This window comes from Nostoc sp. PCC 7107, from assembly GCF_000316625.1.
In the GTDB taxonomy this organism is placed as follows: Bacteria; Cyanobacteriota; Cyanobacteriia; order Cyanobacteriales; family Nostocaceae; genus Nostoc_B.
Window position 1 is genome coordinate 354181 of sequence record NC_019676.1, and the last position, 17518, is coordinate 371698.

General features: G+C 40.4%; 12 protein-coding genes. 9 read left to right on the forward strand and 3 right to left on the reverse strand.

What is annotated here, in order from left to right:
- Positions 1-2: 2 nt before the first annotated feature.
- Entirely contained in the window at positions 3-479 is a 477-nt protein-coding gene (locus NOS7107_RS01565) for a helix-turn-helix domain-containing protein (RefSeq protein WP_044500436.1), read from the reverse strand.
- 100 nt (positions 480-579) lie between these two features.
- The gene (ruvC, locus tag NOS7107_RS01570) at positions 580-1071 is read right to left on the reverse strand and encodes a crossover junction endodeoxyribonuclease RuvC (RefSeq protein WP_015111236.1); all 492 of its coding nucleotides are present in this window, start codon (positions 1069-1071) and stop codon (positions 580-582) included.
- Positions 1072-1354: 283 nt separating this feature from the next.
- On the opposite strand from ruvC, the gene yvcK reads away from it, so the two are divergent.
- Together yvcK and NOS7107_RS01580 are read left to right on the forward strand one after the other, a co-directional pair.
- Positions 1355-2725: a gluconeogenesis factor YvcK family protein gene (gene yvcK, locus NOS7107_RS01575; RefSeq protein WP_015111237.1), complete on the forward strand. Its 1371-nt coding sequence runs from the start codon at positions 1355-1357 to the stop codon at positions 2723-2725.
- Between the two features lie 63 nt (positions 2726-2788).
- Positions 2789-3238, forward strand: coding sequence for a bifunctional alanine racemase/tRNA (adenosine(37)-N6)-threonylcarbamoyltransferase complex ATPase subunit type 1 TsaE (locus NOS7107_RS01580; protein WP_015111238.1), 450 nt, complete (start codon positions 2789-2791; stop codon positions 3236-3238).
- A 1491-nt stretch (positions 3239-4729) separates the two neighbouring features.
- Here the strand turns inward: NOS7107_RS01580 and NOS7107_RS01585 are convergent.
- Complete coding sequence (locus NOS7107_RS01585; protein ID WP_015111239.1) at positions 4730-6052, reverse strand: dihydroorotase; 1323 nt, start codon at positions 6050-6052, stop codon at positions 4730-4732.
- Positions 6053-6296: 244 nt separating this feature from the next.
- Between NOS7107_RS01585 and lepB the strand changes: the two genes are divergently transcribed.
- The 7 genes from lepB (at position 6297) to NOS7107_RS01625 (ending at position 17340) form a co-directional block, all read left to right on the forward strand.
- On the forward strand, positions 6297-6938 hold the full coding sequence (gene lepB / locus NOS7107_RS01590; RefSeq protein WP_015111240.1) for a signal peptidase I: 642 nt from the start codon (positions 6297-6299) through the stop codon (positions 6936-6938).
- A 15-nt stretch (positions 6939-6953) separates the two neighbouring features.
- On the forward strand, positions 6954-7772 hold the full coding sequence (locus NOS7107_RS01595; RefSeq protein WP_015111241.1) for an MOSC domain-containing protein: 819 nt from the start codon (positions 6954-6956) through the stop codon (positions 7770-7772).
- Between the two features lie 1041 nt (positions 7773-8813).
- On the forward strand, positions 8814-10649 hold the full coding sequence (locus NOS7107_RS01600; protein ID WP_015111242.1) for a GGDEF domain-containing response regulator: 1836 nt from the start codon (positions 8814-8816) through the stop codon (positions 10647-10649).
- A 263-nt stretch (positions 10650-10912) separates the two neighbouring features.
- Positions 10913-12082: a circadian clock protein LdpA gene (gene ldpA, locus NOS7107_RS01605; RefSeq protein ID WP_015111243.1), complete on the forward strand. Its 1170-nt coding sequence runs from the start codon at positions 10913-10915 to the stop codon at positions 12080-12082.
- A 40-nt stretch (positions 12083-12122) separates the two neighbouring features.
- Positions 12123-13859, forward strand: coding sequence for a R3H domain-containing nucleic acid-binding protein (locus tag NOS7107_RS01610; protein ID WP_015111244.1), 1737 nt, complete (start codon positions 12123-12125; stop codon positions 13857-13859).
- Positions 13860-14224: 365 nt separating this feature from the next.
- A complete protein-coding gene (locus NOS7107_RS01620) occupies positions 14225-16114 on the forward strand; it encodes an iron uptake porin (protein ID WP_015111245.1) in 1890 nt (629 codons plus the stop codon).
- A 176-nt stretch (positions 16115-16290) separates the two neighbouring features.
- Positions 16291-17340: a hypothetical protein gene (locus tag NOS7107_RS01625; protein ID WP_015111246.1), complete on the forward strand. Its 1050-nt coding sequence runs from the start codon at positions 16291-16293 to the stop codon at positions 17338-17340.
- Positions 17341-17518 lie beyond the last annotated feature (178 nt).

Sequence of the window (17518 nt, forward strand, 5' to 3'; positions counted from 1 at the left end):
TTTTATTGGTCTATTTCGCTACTCTGTTCATCATAAAATCCCTCTTCTTGCAAAAATTGAGTTAGTTGTTTTAAGCCTTTCCTACGCTTAACATCCCTTTGCTGTTTATAGTTCATCAAATCCTCAAAACGAACACGTCTATGTGTTCCTACTCTAATGTAAGGAATTTGCTCCTGATCTAATAACTTGATCAAATGAGGACGAGATACGTTTAGAAAGTCTGCTGCTTGTTGTGTAGTCAGTTCTTGCTCCTGAATTGCTATTGATACTACTTTGCCTAATGCCATTGCATGAACAACTTGACGCAACACCTGATAGATTGAATCTGGAATCGTAATTGCTTCGCCAGTTGCTCCTAATAATTGTGGTTGAACACCTTCACGCTTGAGAATACGTTCCAGTTGCTGGATAGATTTAGTTTCTTGTTCTGGAGCCATCACTGACTCTAAAGGCTGATTTTGCTTAGGTATGGTAGCCATTTTGGTCATCTTTGATGTGTTTCTAGATATTACTATAATATAGTTTTAAATTACATAAACGCAATATCCGAAATAAATATTAGTGGTAAAAGAGAGACAATCACATTTGAAATGATGCTGTTAAAGCTACCGCCAGAGCATCTGCGGCATCGTCTGGTTTGGGAATAGTCTCTAAATTCAACTCTCGCGCTACAGCTGCTTGGACATCAGATTTATCTGCATTGCCATATCCAGTCAGGGCTTGTTTAATTTGTGCTGGAGTAAATTCTAGATATGGTAGGCGATGTTGTCCCAAAACTAACATCAATACGCCTCTGGCTTGTGCCACAAGAATAGTACTTGACATACGATAAAAGAACAGCTTTTCGATCGCAACTAAGTCTGGTTGTAATTCCTGAATCAGGGTGTGCAAATCGTCAAACAAGGTACACAGGCGCTGACCCATTTCTGCATCTGCTGAGGTTCTAATTACCCCAAAGTCCACCATATCTACCGTTGTGTCCTGTATCTTGCTAGGGCTTTGTTTGCAAGTAATTGCGCCAAATCCTAAAATGGCTAATCCAGGATCAAAACCTAAAATTCGTTTTTCCATTAAACTAACTTTGACCAAGCCAGGGTATTGTTTTACTGAGCAGAACTTACGTAAAAAGGTTATTTGTTGAGACTGGGGTATTAAAGGTTAAGGATATAGGGTTATCAGGGTTTTGCTCACTTACATCCCACACCCCTATAACCCTTGTCCAGACTGGCAACTTTGATGACTTATTGTAAGTCTCAAAGCATTTAAATATTTAATAATGACACACTTGGTGTTAAAACCAGGTAGTGTAGATGTTCTTTTATTCATTAGTTTGTAGCACTGCTTTAAATCAGGTATGTCAATTGGTTTTCTCAGACAAGCCCTCAACGCCCTGCAACAGCAGTCGCGCAGCCGCACATCTCACCGGGTTAACCAGTGGTTTAAGTGGTTATCTCCAGGACTCTCAGTCAAACGCTGGTTACTTATCAGCGTTGGTGGTGTATTTTTGGCAAGTTTGGGGTTAGCTATATGGGTGAAGTTGACCCCAATTTTTTGGCTGTTGGAATTGTTGAGGGGTTTTCTGGGAGTCATTACCAACATCTTACCCAACTATATCAGCGGCCCTTTGGTACTGCTGGGCGGCTTACTTTTGCTGTTGTGGGGACAAACCCGCACTGTTGGCTCAATTACTCAGGCGTTTCAAAAAGAAGGTGAAGCAGAACTAATAGATGTTCTGTTAGCCCATCGGCGCTTGTACCGTGGGCCAAAAATTGTAGTCATTGGCGGTGGTACAGGACTTTCAACTTTGCTACGGGGACTGAAAACTTATAGTGCTAATATTAGTGCGATCGTCACTGTCGCTGATGATGGCGGATCTTCTGGGCGGTTGCGTCAAGAATTTGGTGTGCTACCTCCCGGAGATATTCGCAATTGTTTAGCAGCATTAGCAGATGAGGAAAAGCTATTAACTGAATTATTCCAATATCGCTTTCGGGCTGGCGATGGTTTGACTGGTCACAGCTTTGGCAATTTGTTTTTAACTGCTATGAGTGATATTACTGGCGATTTGGAACGGGCTGTGGCGGCTAGTTCCAAAGTATTAGCAGTGCGGGGACAAGTTTTGCCAGCAACTCTGAGCGATGTTCGCTTGTGGGCAGAATTAGCAGATGGCCGCCGGATAGATGGGGAATCGAGCATTCCCAAAGCTGGTGGTAAAATAGTTAAAATTGGCTGCACACCAGCTAATCCACCAGCCTTACCCGCAGCAATTAAAGCAATCAAAGATGCTGACTATATTATTATTGGGCCGGGTAGCCTTTATACCAGCTTGATTCCTAATTTACTAGTACCAGAAATTGCGAATGCGATCGCCGCCACCAAAGCCCCCCGCATCTACGTCTGCAATATTATGACCCAACCAGGAGAAACTGAAGGATATACTGTTGCTGACCATATCAGAGCAATTGATGCTGCTTGTGGTCAAAGACGGTTATTTGATGCTGTATTGGTACACAAAAAATCACCTTCTCCCCAGTCAATCATTCGCTATGCCCAACAAAATTCTCATCCGGTTTTCTTAGATAGAGAAGATGTATCGTTATTAGGGCGACGGGTTGTTTTAGCTAATGTATTATATGAAGATGAAACTGGTGTTGTACGTCACAATCCCCAAAAACTAGCTAAAGTGTTGTTGCGGTGGTACAGTGGCACACATCATGGAAAATGATAATTAGTCCCAAGTTAATAGTCAAAAATCCATAGTGAGTAAATAATTGACTATTGAGCAATAATGAAAATTTTTCTTGCAGATGTACAAGCAACCCTAGATTTGGGCATAAAACTAGGTCAAACTTTGACTCCAGGTAGCGTTATTTTGCTAGAAGGAGACTTAGGCGCTGGTAAAACTACACTGGTGCAAGGCATTGGTCAAGGTTTAGGAATTACAGAATCAATTGTCAGTCCGACTTTTACTTTGATTAATGAATACACTCAAGGACGCATACCTCTTTACCACTTGGACTTATATCGCTTAGAAGCACGAGAAGTTGCCGCTTTAAATTTAGAAAGCTATTGGGAAGCTAGTGAAATAGAACCAGGAATTGTAGCGATAGAGTGGGCTCAAAGAATGCCTTACCAGCCAGATATTTATCTGCGTCTGCGATTAACAAATGGAGACAATGGTAATCGTCAGGCCGAGATCATACCACTGCATTGCAATATCAACGAATTATTTGGTTGATAGTATACAGTTTTTCAAGTGCGATCGCTTTACCCACTGACTGAGATGCTGTGTAAACTGGCGATCGCTATAGGATTCGACTCTTACCTGATTAATACTTTAACTATCCGCATCACTAACTGTACAAGTTGGTATTATGGGTAGGCAGAAGTTGTGTAGATTATCCCACCCAAAAGAAGTGTGAGCGACAAAACTTGCCGCTCAAAATTCATACTTCATTGCTGTAGGTTGAGAGGATTTTCTGGATGTGGTTCCATTAACTGAACTACAAGGACTAGTGTCCTAACCAAATCAGCCTCGCATTTTGATGACACTACAAAATTTTGCCGATAGCCGAGGGCGGATAATACACTCGTTCTATCTACCACTACCGCGTTCATCGAAGAAATTGACTAACATTACTGCCTTCATTATTCAAAAATCAATGAAATACTTTGCAATAGGAATTTGGCCTTGATTGACATTTACTAGCTACTGCGTTTAGCTAAGTTGGGCGTATGCTCGCAGATAATATTGCTGTAGATGTCGGTAATATTTAGTCAAAGCTTTTGAATGAAACAATCCTTTGGAGAGTGACATCTAGCAAATTGCCAGATTTTTTGAGTGCAGGCACTCAAGGTAAATTACATTCAAATTAGAAATGACTTTAATTTTTTGTCTAGGGAATCATCTTTCTGAGAAGGCTCATGTACAGATGACTTTCATTTAGCCAGTAAATACTGGTACATTTGTTTGATATACTTGTATTCTGTTTTCCTTTGTACCTTCCTTTGATTAACTCAGTAAATTGTTTCTTTTAGTGTGTTTAATTGGATGCTAGTTTTTTAGTTCTAACTCCGTTTGCATTGCTGCTGCTGGCTTTTAAAGCAGCAACTGGATAGAAAAAATCAATCAGCCGTGTAAAAAATAGGTTTTAAGATCGTCCAAATTAACTGCATATAAAATTTATATATGTATAAAACTGAGTTTTCACAGAAATTTGCCCGTTTACTTAACCCTATTAATTCTCTTCATTTTTTAGCTGAAAAATCCGGATAGTTAAACACAAAAGACTAGTTGAGAAAGGTTAAAAGATTGACGATCACCATCGTCATCGTGTCATCTATCCATTGACTTAGTATTCCCAAGTTAAAACGAGGATCTGCAATTAAAAAGTAATTAATGATCAAATTATGAGATAAAGTAATTTAAATAAGTATTTTTAAAAGAAAATCTTATATTCACACTGATAACTCTTGATAAAGCCTAAATATTTTTAACCAAGTAACATAGTATTTATACGATTTTAATTCGTATAAACACTCAATTTTTCTCTTCAAAATCTCAATGCTAGTATTTATACGTAATCAGGACTTACGCACCCAGGTTATGTGTTGAGACTGAGTTTAAGGGGTAAGAGTAAACATTAACACCCCTATACCCTTGTCTCAACCCTTGATTTTTCGTTTTCTTATGTAAGTCCTACTAAAGTAGGGCAGTTGAGTTCGGTAGTCATGACAAAAAATTTAAAGCTTGACCGCGCACGTCAGTATTGACCTGATTATGTTCATAAACAACCTGTCCCCCAACAATCGTAGTTACAGGCCAACCGGTGAGGTTCCAACCTTCAAAGGGACTCCAACCACATTTAGTTAACAATTCTTCGCGGCGAACTGGGCGGTAAGCATCCAAGTCTACTAATACTAAATCAGCATCGTAACCAGGGGAGATCGCTCCTTTGTTGGGAATCCGATATGCTTGTGCCACAGCCTGCGACATCCAGTGAGCAACTTGAGCTACAGTACATTTGCCCTCCATTGCCGCAGTTAACATCAAAGGTAAAGAAGTCTCAACCCCCGGCATACCTGAAGGCGTATTGGGATATTCTTGGGCTTTTTCTGCCAAGGTATGGGGTGCGTGGTCTGTGGCGATAAAATCAATCACACCATCACGTAAAGCTTGCCAGAGAACTTGATTATCGTGGGGCGATCGCAATGGTGGATTCATCTGGGCTAAAGTGCCAATATCTTGATAGGCACTGGTATTTAATAACAAATGCTGTGGTGTCACCTCAGCCGTTACCCAACTGGGCTTATCTTGACGCAACAACTCTGCTTCTTCGGCTGTGGAAAGATGTAAGATATGTAGCCGACGCTGATATTTTTTAGCAAGATTTAAGGCTTTTTGTGTGGCTAAAAGGGCAGCTTGATTATCTTGAATTTGGGAGTGAATTGCTGGGTCATGAATGCCAGCAAATTCTTGTCGCCTTTGGTTAATGCGTTCTTGGTCTTCGGCATGAACGGCAATTAAGCGATTTCCCTGAGCAAAAATAGCTTCTAAGACTGCATCTTGGTCAACAAGTAGCTGACCGTGCATCGACCCCATAAAAATCTTAATGCCGCATGTCGGCTGGGCTGTGAGTAAATCTGGCAGTATCTCTGCCGTTGCCCCAATAAAAAAGCCATAATTCACTACAGATTTACTAGCAGCACGTTGGAGTTTGTCATCTAATGCTGCTTGGGTAGTAGTCAGAGGGCGGGTATTGGGCATTTCTAAAAACGAAGTGACACCACCTTTAGCACAGGCACAACTGGCGGTAAACAAGTCTTCTTTATGTTCTAGTCCTGGTTCACGAAAATGGACTTGCGGATCGATAACGCCTGGCAACAAAGTTAACCCTTGTGCGTCAATTTCTCTGGTTGCAATGGTAGCAGCAATCTCTGGTGCCACTTCCATGATAAGGCGATCGCGTGTGAGTACGTCCCCAACCATGAATTCACCATTGGGTAGAACAATGCGAACGTGGCGAATTAATAAACTTTGTGAAGATAACATGGAGTTAAAAATAATTACTCAAGGAGTTATGTGTTACTGAGAACTCTGATTTTAGGGTAAACTCTGTGGCGTTTTTGATGTTTAATTTTTGCAGCTGATTAAAAAAAAGTTTATTTTTAACTTATGAATCTGTCTGTGAAGATGTTACAACCAGCGTAGAAAACCTAATTCTCCCGTTAAAATTTACAAATAGAGTCTCCTTGAGCTAGTTAATTCCTACACTTTTCCTTACTTCAGTACTTTCATGCAAAATCAAGTGTCTGATCAAAATTCTAATCAAAAACCCGATAATTCCTGGATTGCCGAGCTAGGTAGAACAGTTGTATTAAGTATTGTTCTTGCCCTTGGTATTCGTACTTTTGTCGCCGAAGCTCGCTGGATTCCGTCTGGCTCTATGGAACCCACTTTGCATGGTACCCAAAACCAGTGGGAAGCAGACAAGATTATTGTTGATAAGTTGAAGTATAAGTTTGCCAAGCCCCAACGAGGAGATATTGTCGTTTTTTCCCCCACTGACGAACTCAAAAAAGAACAATATCAAGATGCTTTTATTAAACGTGTAATTGGCTTACCAGGAGAAACAGTCGAACTGCGGGATGGTAAAGTCTATATCAATAACAAACCTCTCGCCGAAGAAAACTATCTGAGTTCTAATCAGCGTACAGTAGTTGATGTTTGCACTTCGGGACAACAACCAGCTTTTTTGTCAGCCCCTCAGACCATACCACCAAATTCATACTTGGTATTAGGTGACAACCGTAATAGTAGTTACGACAGCCGTTGCTGGGGTGTTGTACCTCGTGACAATATTATCGGCCGGGCTGTACTGCGCTTTTGGCCACTAAATCATGTTGGTGGTATTGATAAATCACCCTTGTATCCATAACCGAGTCATCCTGGAATGCCATACCTAGCCAAAATCTTAATTTACCCGATTAAGTCACTAGATGGGGTAGAGGTGCCACAAGCCGAGGTTTTGTCTAGTGGCGCATTAAAGGGCGATCGTGAATTCGCCATTTTTGATGCAAAAAATAAATTTGTTAATGGTAAGCGTCATCCCAAAATTCATTTACTGCGGGCGTATTACCCAAGCCCCTTTGGAGAAGCGCAATTTAGCATTTCCAACAAAATTCTCTCTCTAAAAATTCCCAACTATAATTTGCCACAAGTTTTTAATTTAGATGTAGAAAAACAAACATTAGCCACCACTTTAAGTGATTTTTTTGGGTTTCCTCTTACCATAAAGCAAAACTCATTGATGGGCTTTCCTGATGATACAGACTCTCCTGGGCCAACAGTAATTAGTACAGCAACTTTAACAGAAGTAGCTTCTTGGTTTCCTGGTATAAGTGTTGACGAAATGCGCCGTCGTTTACGTGCCAACATCGAAATTGCAGGTGTACCTCCTTTTTGGGAAGATCAATTATTTAGGGAAGCTGGTAAATTAGTCTCCTTTAGAGTGGGAAATGTGCTGTTTTATGGAGTCAACCCATGTCAGCGTTGTATAGTACCAACACGCCATCCTGACTCTGCCACAGCTTACCCAAATTTTCAAAAAATCTTCATCTATAAGCGACAATTAACATTGCCAGAGTATGTAGATTCATCATATTTTAATCATTTTTATCGGTTGAGTGTGAATACCAGATTGCCTGCATCAGAATCTGGCAAAACGTTGCAAATTGGCGATAAAATTGCAATAACTTCTGACATATTTTAATAAAATTTAAATTTTACTAAAATAAATAAGGCGTTGCATAAATGCGGGATGAAATCATAAAATTATAATTTTCAAACTCTTGCTCTTTGCGCCTTTGCGCGGCAGTCGCTACCCTGCGGGAACGCTTTCAGCGAACAAGTCGGGAAACCCGCCCAACGCGCTGCCTTGCCTTTGCGTGAGACAAAAATCATCCCCTCAATCAGCAACGCCATAAATAATTCCATTACTCTTAAGCTAATATGCAATTTTGCTTACCAGCACCATTTGAATATTTATTCTCAGCCTTGTAGTTGCAAGTGCAATGATTGTAGAGTAATTTACTGAAAATATCTAAATTCAACTTTTATCCCAGAGAATTGGGTAAATAAGTGTTAATTGCTGATTTTGGCTAAACATTCCTTTTGATCTATCACCGAGCTAGATTTAGATAAACTTAGGTGCTATGGCAAGGCTTGGGAATTTAGTATAATCATGAATCTGTCTATGCTATGTATGCGTAGAACTTGGCAAAAGTAAATCTTTATACTAAAAATAGTAATATCGTTTGAGGTTTTGAACCTTACAAATGGTAATAACCCTGATCAAAACATGTTTTTGATATGACTTGAGTTGTCAAAAATTGGAGTTAGGGAAAAATTCAGCAAAAATGTCATCCCAAATTCAGTTTGCTAAATCGTTTAACCTCCTCATTACCAAAGTTTATGGCAAAATACCTATGATATTAGTTATATTTAAGTTTTTTGTCTTGCAAATGAGTTTGATGATCAATCTGTTAGCTGATCTCTAAATTCCAAAACAGAATACAGTAATCAAAAGTTAGCTACGCAGCAAGAAAACGCGAAATTACTGAATTAAAAGATGATGCTTGTAAAGCAAGCAAAATGCTCATTTCACAAATATGCAGGGCAGAAAATGAAATCTGCAATCCCATAGGAAAGTATTTTAAGGATAAGATTACAATCAAATGTACCGAGCTTTAAAAGATTTAGCTAATAAATATCAGTTTAAGAAAATTATGGAATTGATTAGAAGCAAGACATAATGAATTACCAGCAGTTAGACCCGGATAAAAAAGATATCTTAATAATTGATGACAAGGCAGATAATTTGAGGGTTTTATCCTCTCTACTGGCTAGAAAAGGATACAACGTCCGTAAAGCTTTGAACTGGCAAATGGCCTTAACTGCTTGTCAAACAGTTTTACCGGATCTAATTTTACTCGATATTATGATGCCGGAAGTTGATGGTTATGAAGTTTGTCGGCGTTTTAAGAACTGGGATTTAACCGCAGATATTCCCGTAATTTTTATTAGTGCTTTAGATGATGTTTTCGATAAGATTAAAGGTTTTAGATTGGGGGGAGTAGATTATATTACTAAACCCTTTGAGTTTGAAGAAGTTGTGATACGTGTCCAAAATCAACTGGAGCTTCGAGAAGCACGCTTAGAAATCTTAAGACTTAATACGGAACTAGAAAAAAGAGTAAAATCTCGCACTTGGGAACTAGAAAATGCTCTCCAAAAACTTCAAAGAGAAATTTCTTCTCGGCAAAAACTGCAAGATAAATTGCTAGATATTGTTCTACATGATTCCCTGACTGGATTACCAAATCGAGTTTTGTTTTTAAGACAGCTAGGAAAAGCTCTCAACCTCGCTAGAGAAGATATAAAATATCAGTTTGCTGTACTGTATTTAGATTGCGATCGCTTCAAAGTTGTTAATGATTCCCTAGGTCATATTGTCGGAGATGAATTACTCATTTCTATTGCACGTCGTCTACAATCATGTCTCAACCCAGATGATACTCTAGCACGATTAGGTGGGGATGAATTTGGTATTCTTTTAGAAAATATTACAGATATGAATTCTGCTATCCAAGTGGCAGAATCCTTACTGCAAGAGTTATCTATGACATTTAAATTGTCTAGATATGAAGTATTCATGAATGCTAGTATTGGTATTAATTGGGGTAATAAAGATTACGAAAAACCAGAGTATTTATTGCGTGATGCTGACACAGCAATGTATCGGGCTAAAGCCCAAGGAAAAGGTAGATATAAAGTTTTTGACCCCGCAATGTATCAGGAAGCCATCCAACTCCTAGAAATAGAAAATGATTTGCGTAGAGCTATTGAACGAGAAGAACTAATTATTTACTATCAGCCCATTATTGACTTGCATACAGGTAGAGTGGCGGGATTTGAAGCTCTATTGCGTTGGCAACACCCAATTCGTGGTCTCATACTTCCTACAGAATTTATCCCCATAGCAGAAGAAACAGGTTTAATTAATGATATCGACATCTGGGTTTTACAATCAGCCTGTAATCAATTAAGAATTTGGCAAGCTCATCCAGCCATGCCAAAAAATTTAACTCTTAGTGTAAATTTAAGTGCGCGTCTTTTTACTCAAGCTAACTTAATTACACAGATTGATCAAATTATTAATAAAACTCAAGTAAATCCATCAAATTTAGAACTAGAAATTACTGAAAGTGTCATTATGGAAAATACTAATCTTGTCAGAGCAATTATTGAAGAAATTAAACAGCGTAATATTAAGTTAGTGATGGATGACTTCGGTACTGGTTATTCCTCTCTCAGCTATATACATAGTTTACCTTTAGACGCATTAAAAATTGATAAATCTTTTATTACAAGAATGCAGTTTTCTCAAAATAATATGGGATTAGTACCAACAATTATCAGTATTGCGAAATCAATGGGAATGACTGTGATTGCTGAAGGAGTAGAAGTTAAAGAACAAGTAGAAAAATTAAGAAGTTTAAACTGTGATTTTGCCCAAGGTTATCTTTTTTCTCAACCTCTGGCACAACAATTAGTCATTGATTTTATTGCATCGATGCCTCAGTGGTAAATATAGTTACCCGATTTGAGTTCTTATTTACTGGTGAAATCAGGGAATAGGCAAAAAGGAATAAAGCTATTAAAGTTACAATTGTTAATATAAAAACATATATCTTTATTTTTATTAGGAACAAGGGAATGTTTTACAGCAGTTCATTGACATAATCTGTCAAAAATGAGATTCTGGTTACTCAGAACATCAAGAATAGTGTCAACAAAATTTTTATTGATTAAAGACTACTATTTTCAGTTACATAAAAGCATAATAGAGATGTGACTGATTTGTTTGCCCCCTTACATTCTTTGGAAAAAGGTCACTGGTTCAAGCTGATTTGTGGAGCCAGCTACCAACACTTGCCAGCAGTCAGAAGTTTAACATTGGCCTACACTTTGGCCGGTGCTGACTGTATAGATGTGGCTGCTGATCCGGCGGTAATAGCAGCAGCCCAAGCAGCACTGCAAGTAGCTAAAACCCTGACAATGGAAGCGCAACAGCGAAGCTTCAACTATCAAGGTGGCTCACCTTTGTTGATGGTGAGCTTGAATGATGGTGAAGACCCGCATTTTCGTAAAGCTGATTTTGATGCCCTTCAGTGTCCCTCCGATTGTCCCAGACCTTGTGAGCGAGTTTGCCCGGCACAGGCGATCGCATTTAACCGAACACAAGATAATTTTGCGGGAGTAGAATCTCACAAATGTTACGGTTGCGGTCGTTGCATCCCAATATGCCCATACGGTATAATTTATAGTAGTTCTTATATGTCAACACCAGAGGCGATCGCGCCAATGGTAATTTCCACGGGAGTAGATGCCGTAGAAATTCACACCCAAGTAGGACGATTCAAAGAATTTCAAAAATTATGGCAAGCGATTTCACCTTGGGCTGAACAACTGAAGTTATTGGCGATCAGCTGTCCCGATGGCGAAGGCATGATTGAATACCTAAATGCAATTTATCAGCTAATTACCCCACGTCCGCACACCTTAATTTGGCAAACCGATGGTCGTCCTATGAGTGGTGATATTGGAGATGGTACCACCCAGGCGGCAGTCAAATTAGGACAAAAAGTTTTGGCAGCTAATTTACCGGGATATGTGCAATTAGCAGGTGGCACAAATAGCTACACCGTTGCTAAGTTAAAGGCAATGGGACTACTTAAAGAAGCCAGGGAGCAGGGGAGCAGGGGAGCAAGGGTGAAAGACTCTTCCTTCCCCTCCGCTCCTCTGCCCCTCTGCCCCTCTGCCTCAATTGCTGGAGTCGCATACGGGAGCTATGCCCGTGTATTACTGTCACCAATTCTCGAACAGCTGGAGAATAAGGAGGTGAATAACACCAGTGTCAAAGCGACTGTCCACCTGGAAGCAGAACCAGACTTATTGTGGGAAGCTGTAGCGCTTGCCCATTCTCTCGTTTCCCAGATCAAGTCACAGCAGGAGCGATAATCGCTCGTTCGTTATCTCTCAAAACGTCACTATAGAAAGCATGACGATTAAAGACGATCTCCAAAAGTTATTAGACATCTTGCCTCAAGACTTGCGACAAGTACTAGAAAATCATCCTCAGCGAGATAATTTAGTTGAAGTAGTCTTGGATTTGGGTCGTCGCCCAGAAGCTCGCTTTCCTAATCAAGCTGAGTATCTGAGTGAAATACCCGTAACTCAAGCACAAATAGATGATTGCATTCAGCGAGTCGGAACCTTTGGCGGAGATAATCGAGCAGGAATTGAGCAAACTTTGCATCGGATCAGTGCCATCCGCAACCGTAATGGTAAGATAATTGGCTTAACCTGTCGTGTCGGTCGTGCAATATTCGGTACTATTAGCATGATCCGCGATTTGGTAGAAACAGGTAAATCCATTCTGATGCTGGGTCGTCCAGGTGTGGGTAAGACTACTGCATTACGGGAAATTGCCCGTGTGTTGGCAGACGAGCTAAACAAACGAGTAGTAATTATCGACACCTCTAACGAAATTGCTGGAGATGGTGATGTTGCCCACCCTGCCATTGGTCGTGCTAGACGAATGCAGGTAGCGCATCCAGAACTTCAGCATCAAGTCATGATTGAAGCAGTGGAAAACCACATGCCAGAAGTCATTGTCATTGATGAAATCGGCACAGAACTGGAAGCTTTAGCCGCGCGTACCATTGCCGAACGCGGTGTGCAATTAGTAGGTACTGCTCATGGGAACCAAATTGAAAACCTGATCAAAAACCCCACACTTTCTGATTTGGTTGGTGGTATTCAGGCTGTGACACTGGGAGACGACGAAGCCAGAAGGCGCGGTTCGCAAAAAACGGTGTTAGAACGCAAAGCTCCGCCTACCTTTGAGATTGCTGTAGAAATGTTAGAACGACAGCGTTGGGTAGTGCATGAAAGTGTTGCTGACACAGTAGATACTTTGTTGCGTGGAAGGCAACCAAGCCCACAAACACGCACTGTGGATGATAACGGCAAAGTTGCAATGACTAGGCAGTTATCTGTGGTTAATGGTCGTGGCGGACAGTTAGCCAGTGGGGAAGAAACTTTTTCCTCCGGGCGACAACCTACTGGCTGGCGTGCATCCGGACAGATGGTAGCACTACCACCATTAACTGTAGAAAGAGAAAAGGCAATTGGACAAAGCGAGTTTGACCGCTTGCTAGAGGAATCCTTTAACTACTCCGACAGCATTGATTTCGCCCTGACGAAGAATGCTGGCCCCAACGGAGAAGATTTGCCACTGCACGTTTATCCTTATGGAGTGAGTCGCCATCAACTAGAACAGGTAATTAGCGTGTTGACTTTGCCTGTGGTATTGACAAAAGATATCGATAGTGCAGATTCAATTTTAGCATTGCGATCGCATGTCAAAAACCACGCTAAACTTCGGCAAGTAGCTAAAGCCAGACATCTACCCATCCACATGATCAAGGCTAGTACTATTCCGCAAATTACCCGTGGACTGCGGCGCTTGCTGAATATGGATGAACCAGAAATTGCTGATGACCGCGAACTGCAACTTTTTCTGCACAGCGGTAGTGATGACGAAATTGATGCCCTGGAAGAAGCTAGACTTGCGGTTGAGCAAATTGTGATTCCTAAAGGACAACCAGTTGAGTTATTGCCTCGTTCTCCCCAAGTTCGCAAAATGCAGCATGAGTTGGTAGAACACTATCGTCTCAAATCCCATAGCTTTGGCGAAGAACCTAATCGTCGCTTAAGGATTTATCCGGCATAATCTTAATTCAGGACTGACCCAGAAAGGTTAGTTGTTAAAACTGGGTGTTAGGGTTTAGTGATCATTTGATTTACTTCAACCCCTACACCCTGAATTTTTTTAACCATACAGATTGCACCAGCTGCTTTGTTGTAATTAAAGCCAGGCGAGCAATACAAAAAATTTTGTCAAAATTTGATATTTACACTGTGGGCATTGCTCATCATCATGGTGTAGCTTCTTCTTCTTCTCATACCCCTAAACTGAATTTCACACTTCAAACTTCATAATTCAAGATTTTTTTATAACTTTTTATACAGAAATATCCTGAAGAACACTAAAAAACTTTGTCAAAAGAAATATTGGTGTTAGTCAACAGATATACCATGAGTGACTTAAGTCTACTGATGCTAGGCGTATTGACAGCCGGGCAAACATCTCCACCGTCTAATTTACCAGAGCAGCCTGTAATTCAGTTAGAAAAAGGGGTACAGCAGCTAACAGAAGAGAATTTATCTCCAATTTCTCCACCTGCTGAAATCACATCACCTGAATTCATACAGTCTGAAAGCACTTCGGATGCAATTGCTCCGGAAGTAAATAACAAGTATCAAAATTTACTTAATAAAATTCATAAAAATAATAGTTGGCAAAATTCCGCCAACCAAGAACTACCAGCAGAAACCACACCACAACTATCACCATCTGTGCAACTACAAATTTCTCCAGAATCTCCCGCCATACCAGAGTTTTCTGACACATCTGATTCAGATGAGCAGATGTCTCAAGTGACATCAGTATCACAACTAGATGATGTGCAGCCCACTGATTGGGCTTTTAGTGCTTTACAGTCTTTAGTTGAGCGCTATGGTTGTATAGCCGGAAAAAACGAGAATTATTTAGGTAACAGTGCTGTAAACCGTTATGAATTTGCCTATAGTTTAAATGTTTGTCTCAATCATATTCAGGAATTAATTAATAAAAATCAAGCTAATAGCGTTAGTCAAGCAGAATTAGACCAAATACAAAGATTACAGACTGAGTTTCAAACTGAATTACAGGAAGTAATACAACGTATTGATGTTTTAGAAAATAAAAATGTTGAATTAAATTCTCATAAGTTTTCTACAACTACTAGACTATTTGGGCAAGCTATTTTTAGTCTTCAAGGAACAAATACGACTAATGTTGATTTGTTTCCTAGAGATGGTGTGCCAGAGCGTCAAGGTAAGACAAGTCTCACTTTTACGGATAGCGTACAGTTAACCTTAGCAACTTCCTTCACGGGTAAAGATTTATTAATTACAGGGCTATCAGCAGGAAATTTAGGTTCTAATGCCTCGTTAGTTTCTCACAACATGGGGCGATTGAGTTTTGAGTCAAATACAGATAATCAAGTAGTTCTTAATGACTTATCTTATCGGTTTTTACTAGCAGATAATTTGGGAGTTGTGGTGGGTTCGGCTGGGGTGAATGCAGCTACTACCTTTCGGGGAATTAACCCGTTAGAAGGTTCAGGAGATGGTGCAATTTCTCAGTTTGGTCAGCGTAACCCAATTTTGAATATTGGTAACGGTACTGGTGGTATCGGTTTTGACTGGGAAATTAGCGATCGCATCAGTTTGCAAGGTGTATATACTTCAGAAATTCCCAGTTTTCCTGGTAATAGCAATGCTGCTGGATTTTTTGGTGGTAGATATAGCGCAGGCGCACAACTCACTGTCGCACCCACCGATAATTTAGATATCGGCATAGATTACATATATTCTCATTCCCCCAACGATTTGCTCGGTACTGGTATTGGTGACGCGCAATTAATTTCACCATTTGCACCTAGTACAGCTTTTAATACTCATGCTGTTGGTGCTACGGTCGCCTGGCGTGTCAATGATAATTTGCAGTTAGGCGGTTGGGGTGGTTTTTCTTCATCTAAACCAGTAAATCTTGCTGGTAGTGTAGAAACTGCTAACTGGATGTTATTTGCTGCATTGCCTAATTTAGGTAGGGCTGGTAATTTGGGTGGTATTTTGGTTGGACAACCGCCAAAAATTACTTCGAGTAACTTACCCGATGGCTTCAATTTTCCTAACTTTTCCAATGGGGGAACGCCAGGAGGACGCAACGATACATCATTGCACGTCGAACTTTTTTATCGCGCCCAACTCAATGATCGTTTGTCTTTAACACCAGGCTTACTAGTTGTATTCAATCCCGATCATAATGCTGCTAACGATACTTTGATAGTAGGTGCATTGAGGGCGGCTTTCCGGTTTTGATTCCGTAATCATGTAAATGTAATCACAGGGGGCGAAACCCCTACTCCGTGTTGCCTTACTACTCTTGACTGTCAGCAATCTTTCCGCGTCTGTAAGTTAGATTTTCGACTTTTTAATCACGCAGTAGATTCCTCTGCGTGTTGTTTTTCATGAGCAAATTAAGGAGCAAATTTTTCATGCAATTCCAGTCATCAGCGACAAAGATAGGCTGTGCAGTTTTGGGTAGTAGTAGTTTAGCCGCAATGTTGATTGCTTTGGGAGGAAGTAGTGCTTCGGCTCAACTGATCATTCAAAGTACGGGTACAGTATCAGGTACCTTAGAACTGCCAAGTTTTAATCCGAATTTTAATAACTCCGTCACACGGATTGATACTGACTCTCAAGGAGTGTATCAACGTAACATAGGTTCTGCAAGTAAGCCCAATTATGTGCCTGTTTATAAGTCCGACTATGTGAAGGTACTAACACGCACTGATGGTAGTTTGCGTTATGTTGTTGACTTTAAGGGCATCCCTGTAATTTCCTTCAATGGTGTTTTGACTTCACCCGCGCTGTCTGGTGGTAAATTAACACCCTTTACTTATCAAGGAAAAATCCCTAACATTTCCTTTCAAGGTGTAGTTCAAGATGAGTTTGGCTTTGCCAAAGCTTACTACACTGGTGTTGTCACAGACCCAAAAACTGGACAGCAATATCAAGGTACTTTTCTATTGAATGGCCAAGGGCCAAGATATAGCGATCGCAATGGTGGTGAAAGTCCAACAGTTTTTGATTATAAGTCGGATATTCCCGGTACTACGCCAGATCCCACCCCCTATGAGATGAAAAATACTCCTTTGGTGAGGTTGACAATTACCGTACCTGCTGATGCTACTCCGATTAATTCCGGTGGTGGGACTACTCCAACTCCACCTGTTGTGAGTAATCCTTCTCCTTCCACACCAACTCCTTCTACACCTGTGCCTGTATCAGTAGATAGTGGTGCGATCGCTAAGGCTCCGATAACATCTAATCTTGGTGGAACATTTGCTCAATCTAGTCCATCACCCTCTAATGATTCTAATATGGAGTTCAGTAGTGGCTATTCTCTCAGCGCTAATCCCGTCAGTTTAGAAGTGTCTAGCGTCGAACCTAAGATTTGCGACCAAGAGTCCGTCAATTGTCGTCCACAAGTGACTGCGGCTAAACAAGCGATCGGCCCCCGCAGTCGAGTTTTGGTGCGTTAGCTACTGAGAAACATCAAATTTTTAATTTTTCGGGAATTGCTCTAGTGCAGATTGTATCCAAGAAACGACTAAAAAAATACGACCTCCTAGAGCAAAAATTATACTGGGAGTGTGAGTGGAAGTTTTGCCAGTCACTCTTCCAGATTTCTGTTAAATATATCCTTGATAATTTTCTGGT

Coding starts and splice junctions, on each gene's coding strand:
- NOS7107_RS01565 (WP_044500436.1), bottom strand. CDS start 479: ATGGCTACCATACCTAAGCAAAATCAGCCTTTAGAGTCAGTGATGGCT.
- NOS7107_RS01585 (WP_015111239.1), bottom strand. CDS start 6,052: ATGTTATCTTCACAAAGTTTATTAATTCGCCACGTTCGCATTGTTCTA.
- lepB (WP_015111240.1), top strand. CDS start 6,297: ATGCAAAATCAAGTGTCTGATCAAAATTCTAATCAAAAACCCGATAAT.
- NOS7107_RS01610 (WP_015111244.1), top strand. CDS start 12,123: ATGACGATTAAAGACGATCTCCAAAAGTTATTAGACATCTTGCCTCAA.
- NOS7107_RS01620 (WP_015111245.1), top strand. CDS start 14,225: ATGAGTGACTTAAGTCTACTGATGCTAGGCGTATTGACAGCCGGGCAA.
- NOS7107_RS01580 (WP_015111238.1), top strand. CDS start 2,789: ATGAAAATTTTTCTTGCAGATGTACAAGCAACCCTAGATTTGGGCATA.
- NOS7107_RS01625 (WP_015111246.1), top strand. CDS start 16,291: ATGCAATTCCAGTCATCAGCGACAAAGATAGGCTGTGCAGTTTTGGGT.
- NOS7107_RS01600 (WP_015111242.1), top strand. CDS start 8,814: ATGAATTACCAGCAGTTAGACCCGGATAAAAAAGATATCTTAATAATT.
- yvcK (WP_015111237.1), top strand. CDS start 1,355: ATGTCAATTGGTTTTCTCAGACAAGCCCTCAACGCCCTGCAACAGCAG.
- NOS7107_RS01595 (WP_015111241.1), top strand. CDS start 6,954: ATGCCATACCTAGCCAAAATCTTAATTTACCCGATTAAGTCACTAGAT.
- ruvC (WP_015111236.1), bottom strand. CDS start 1,071: ATGGAAAAACGAATTTTAGGTTTTGATCCTGGATTAGCCATTTTAGGA.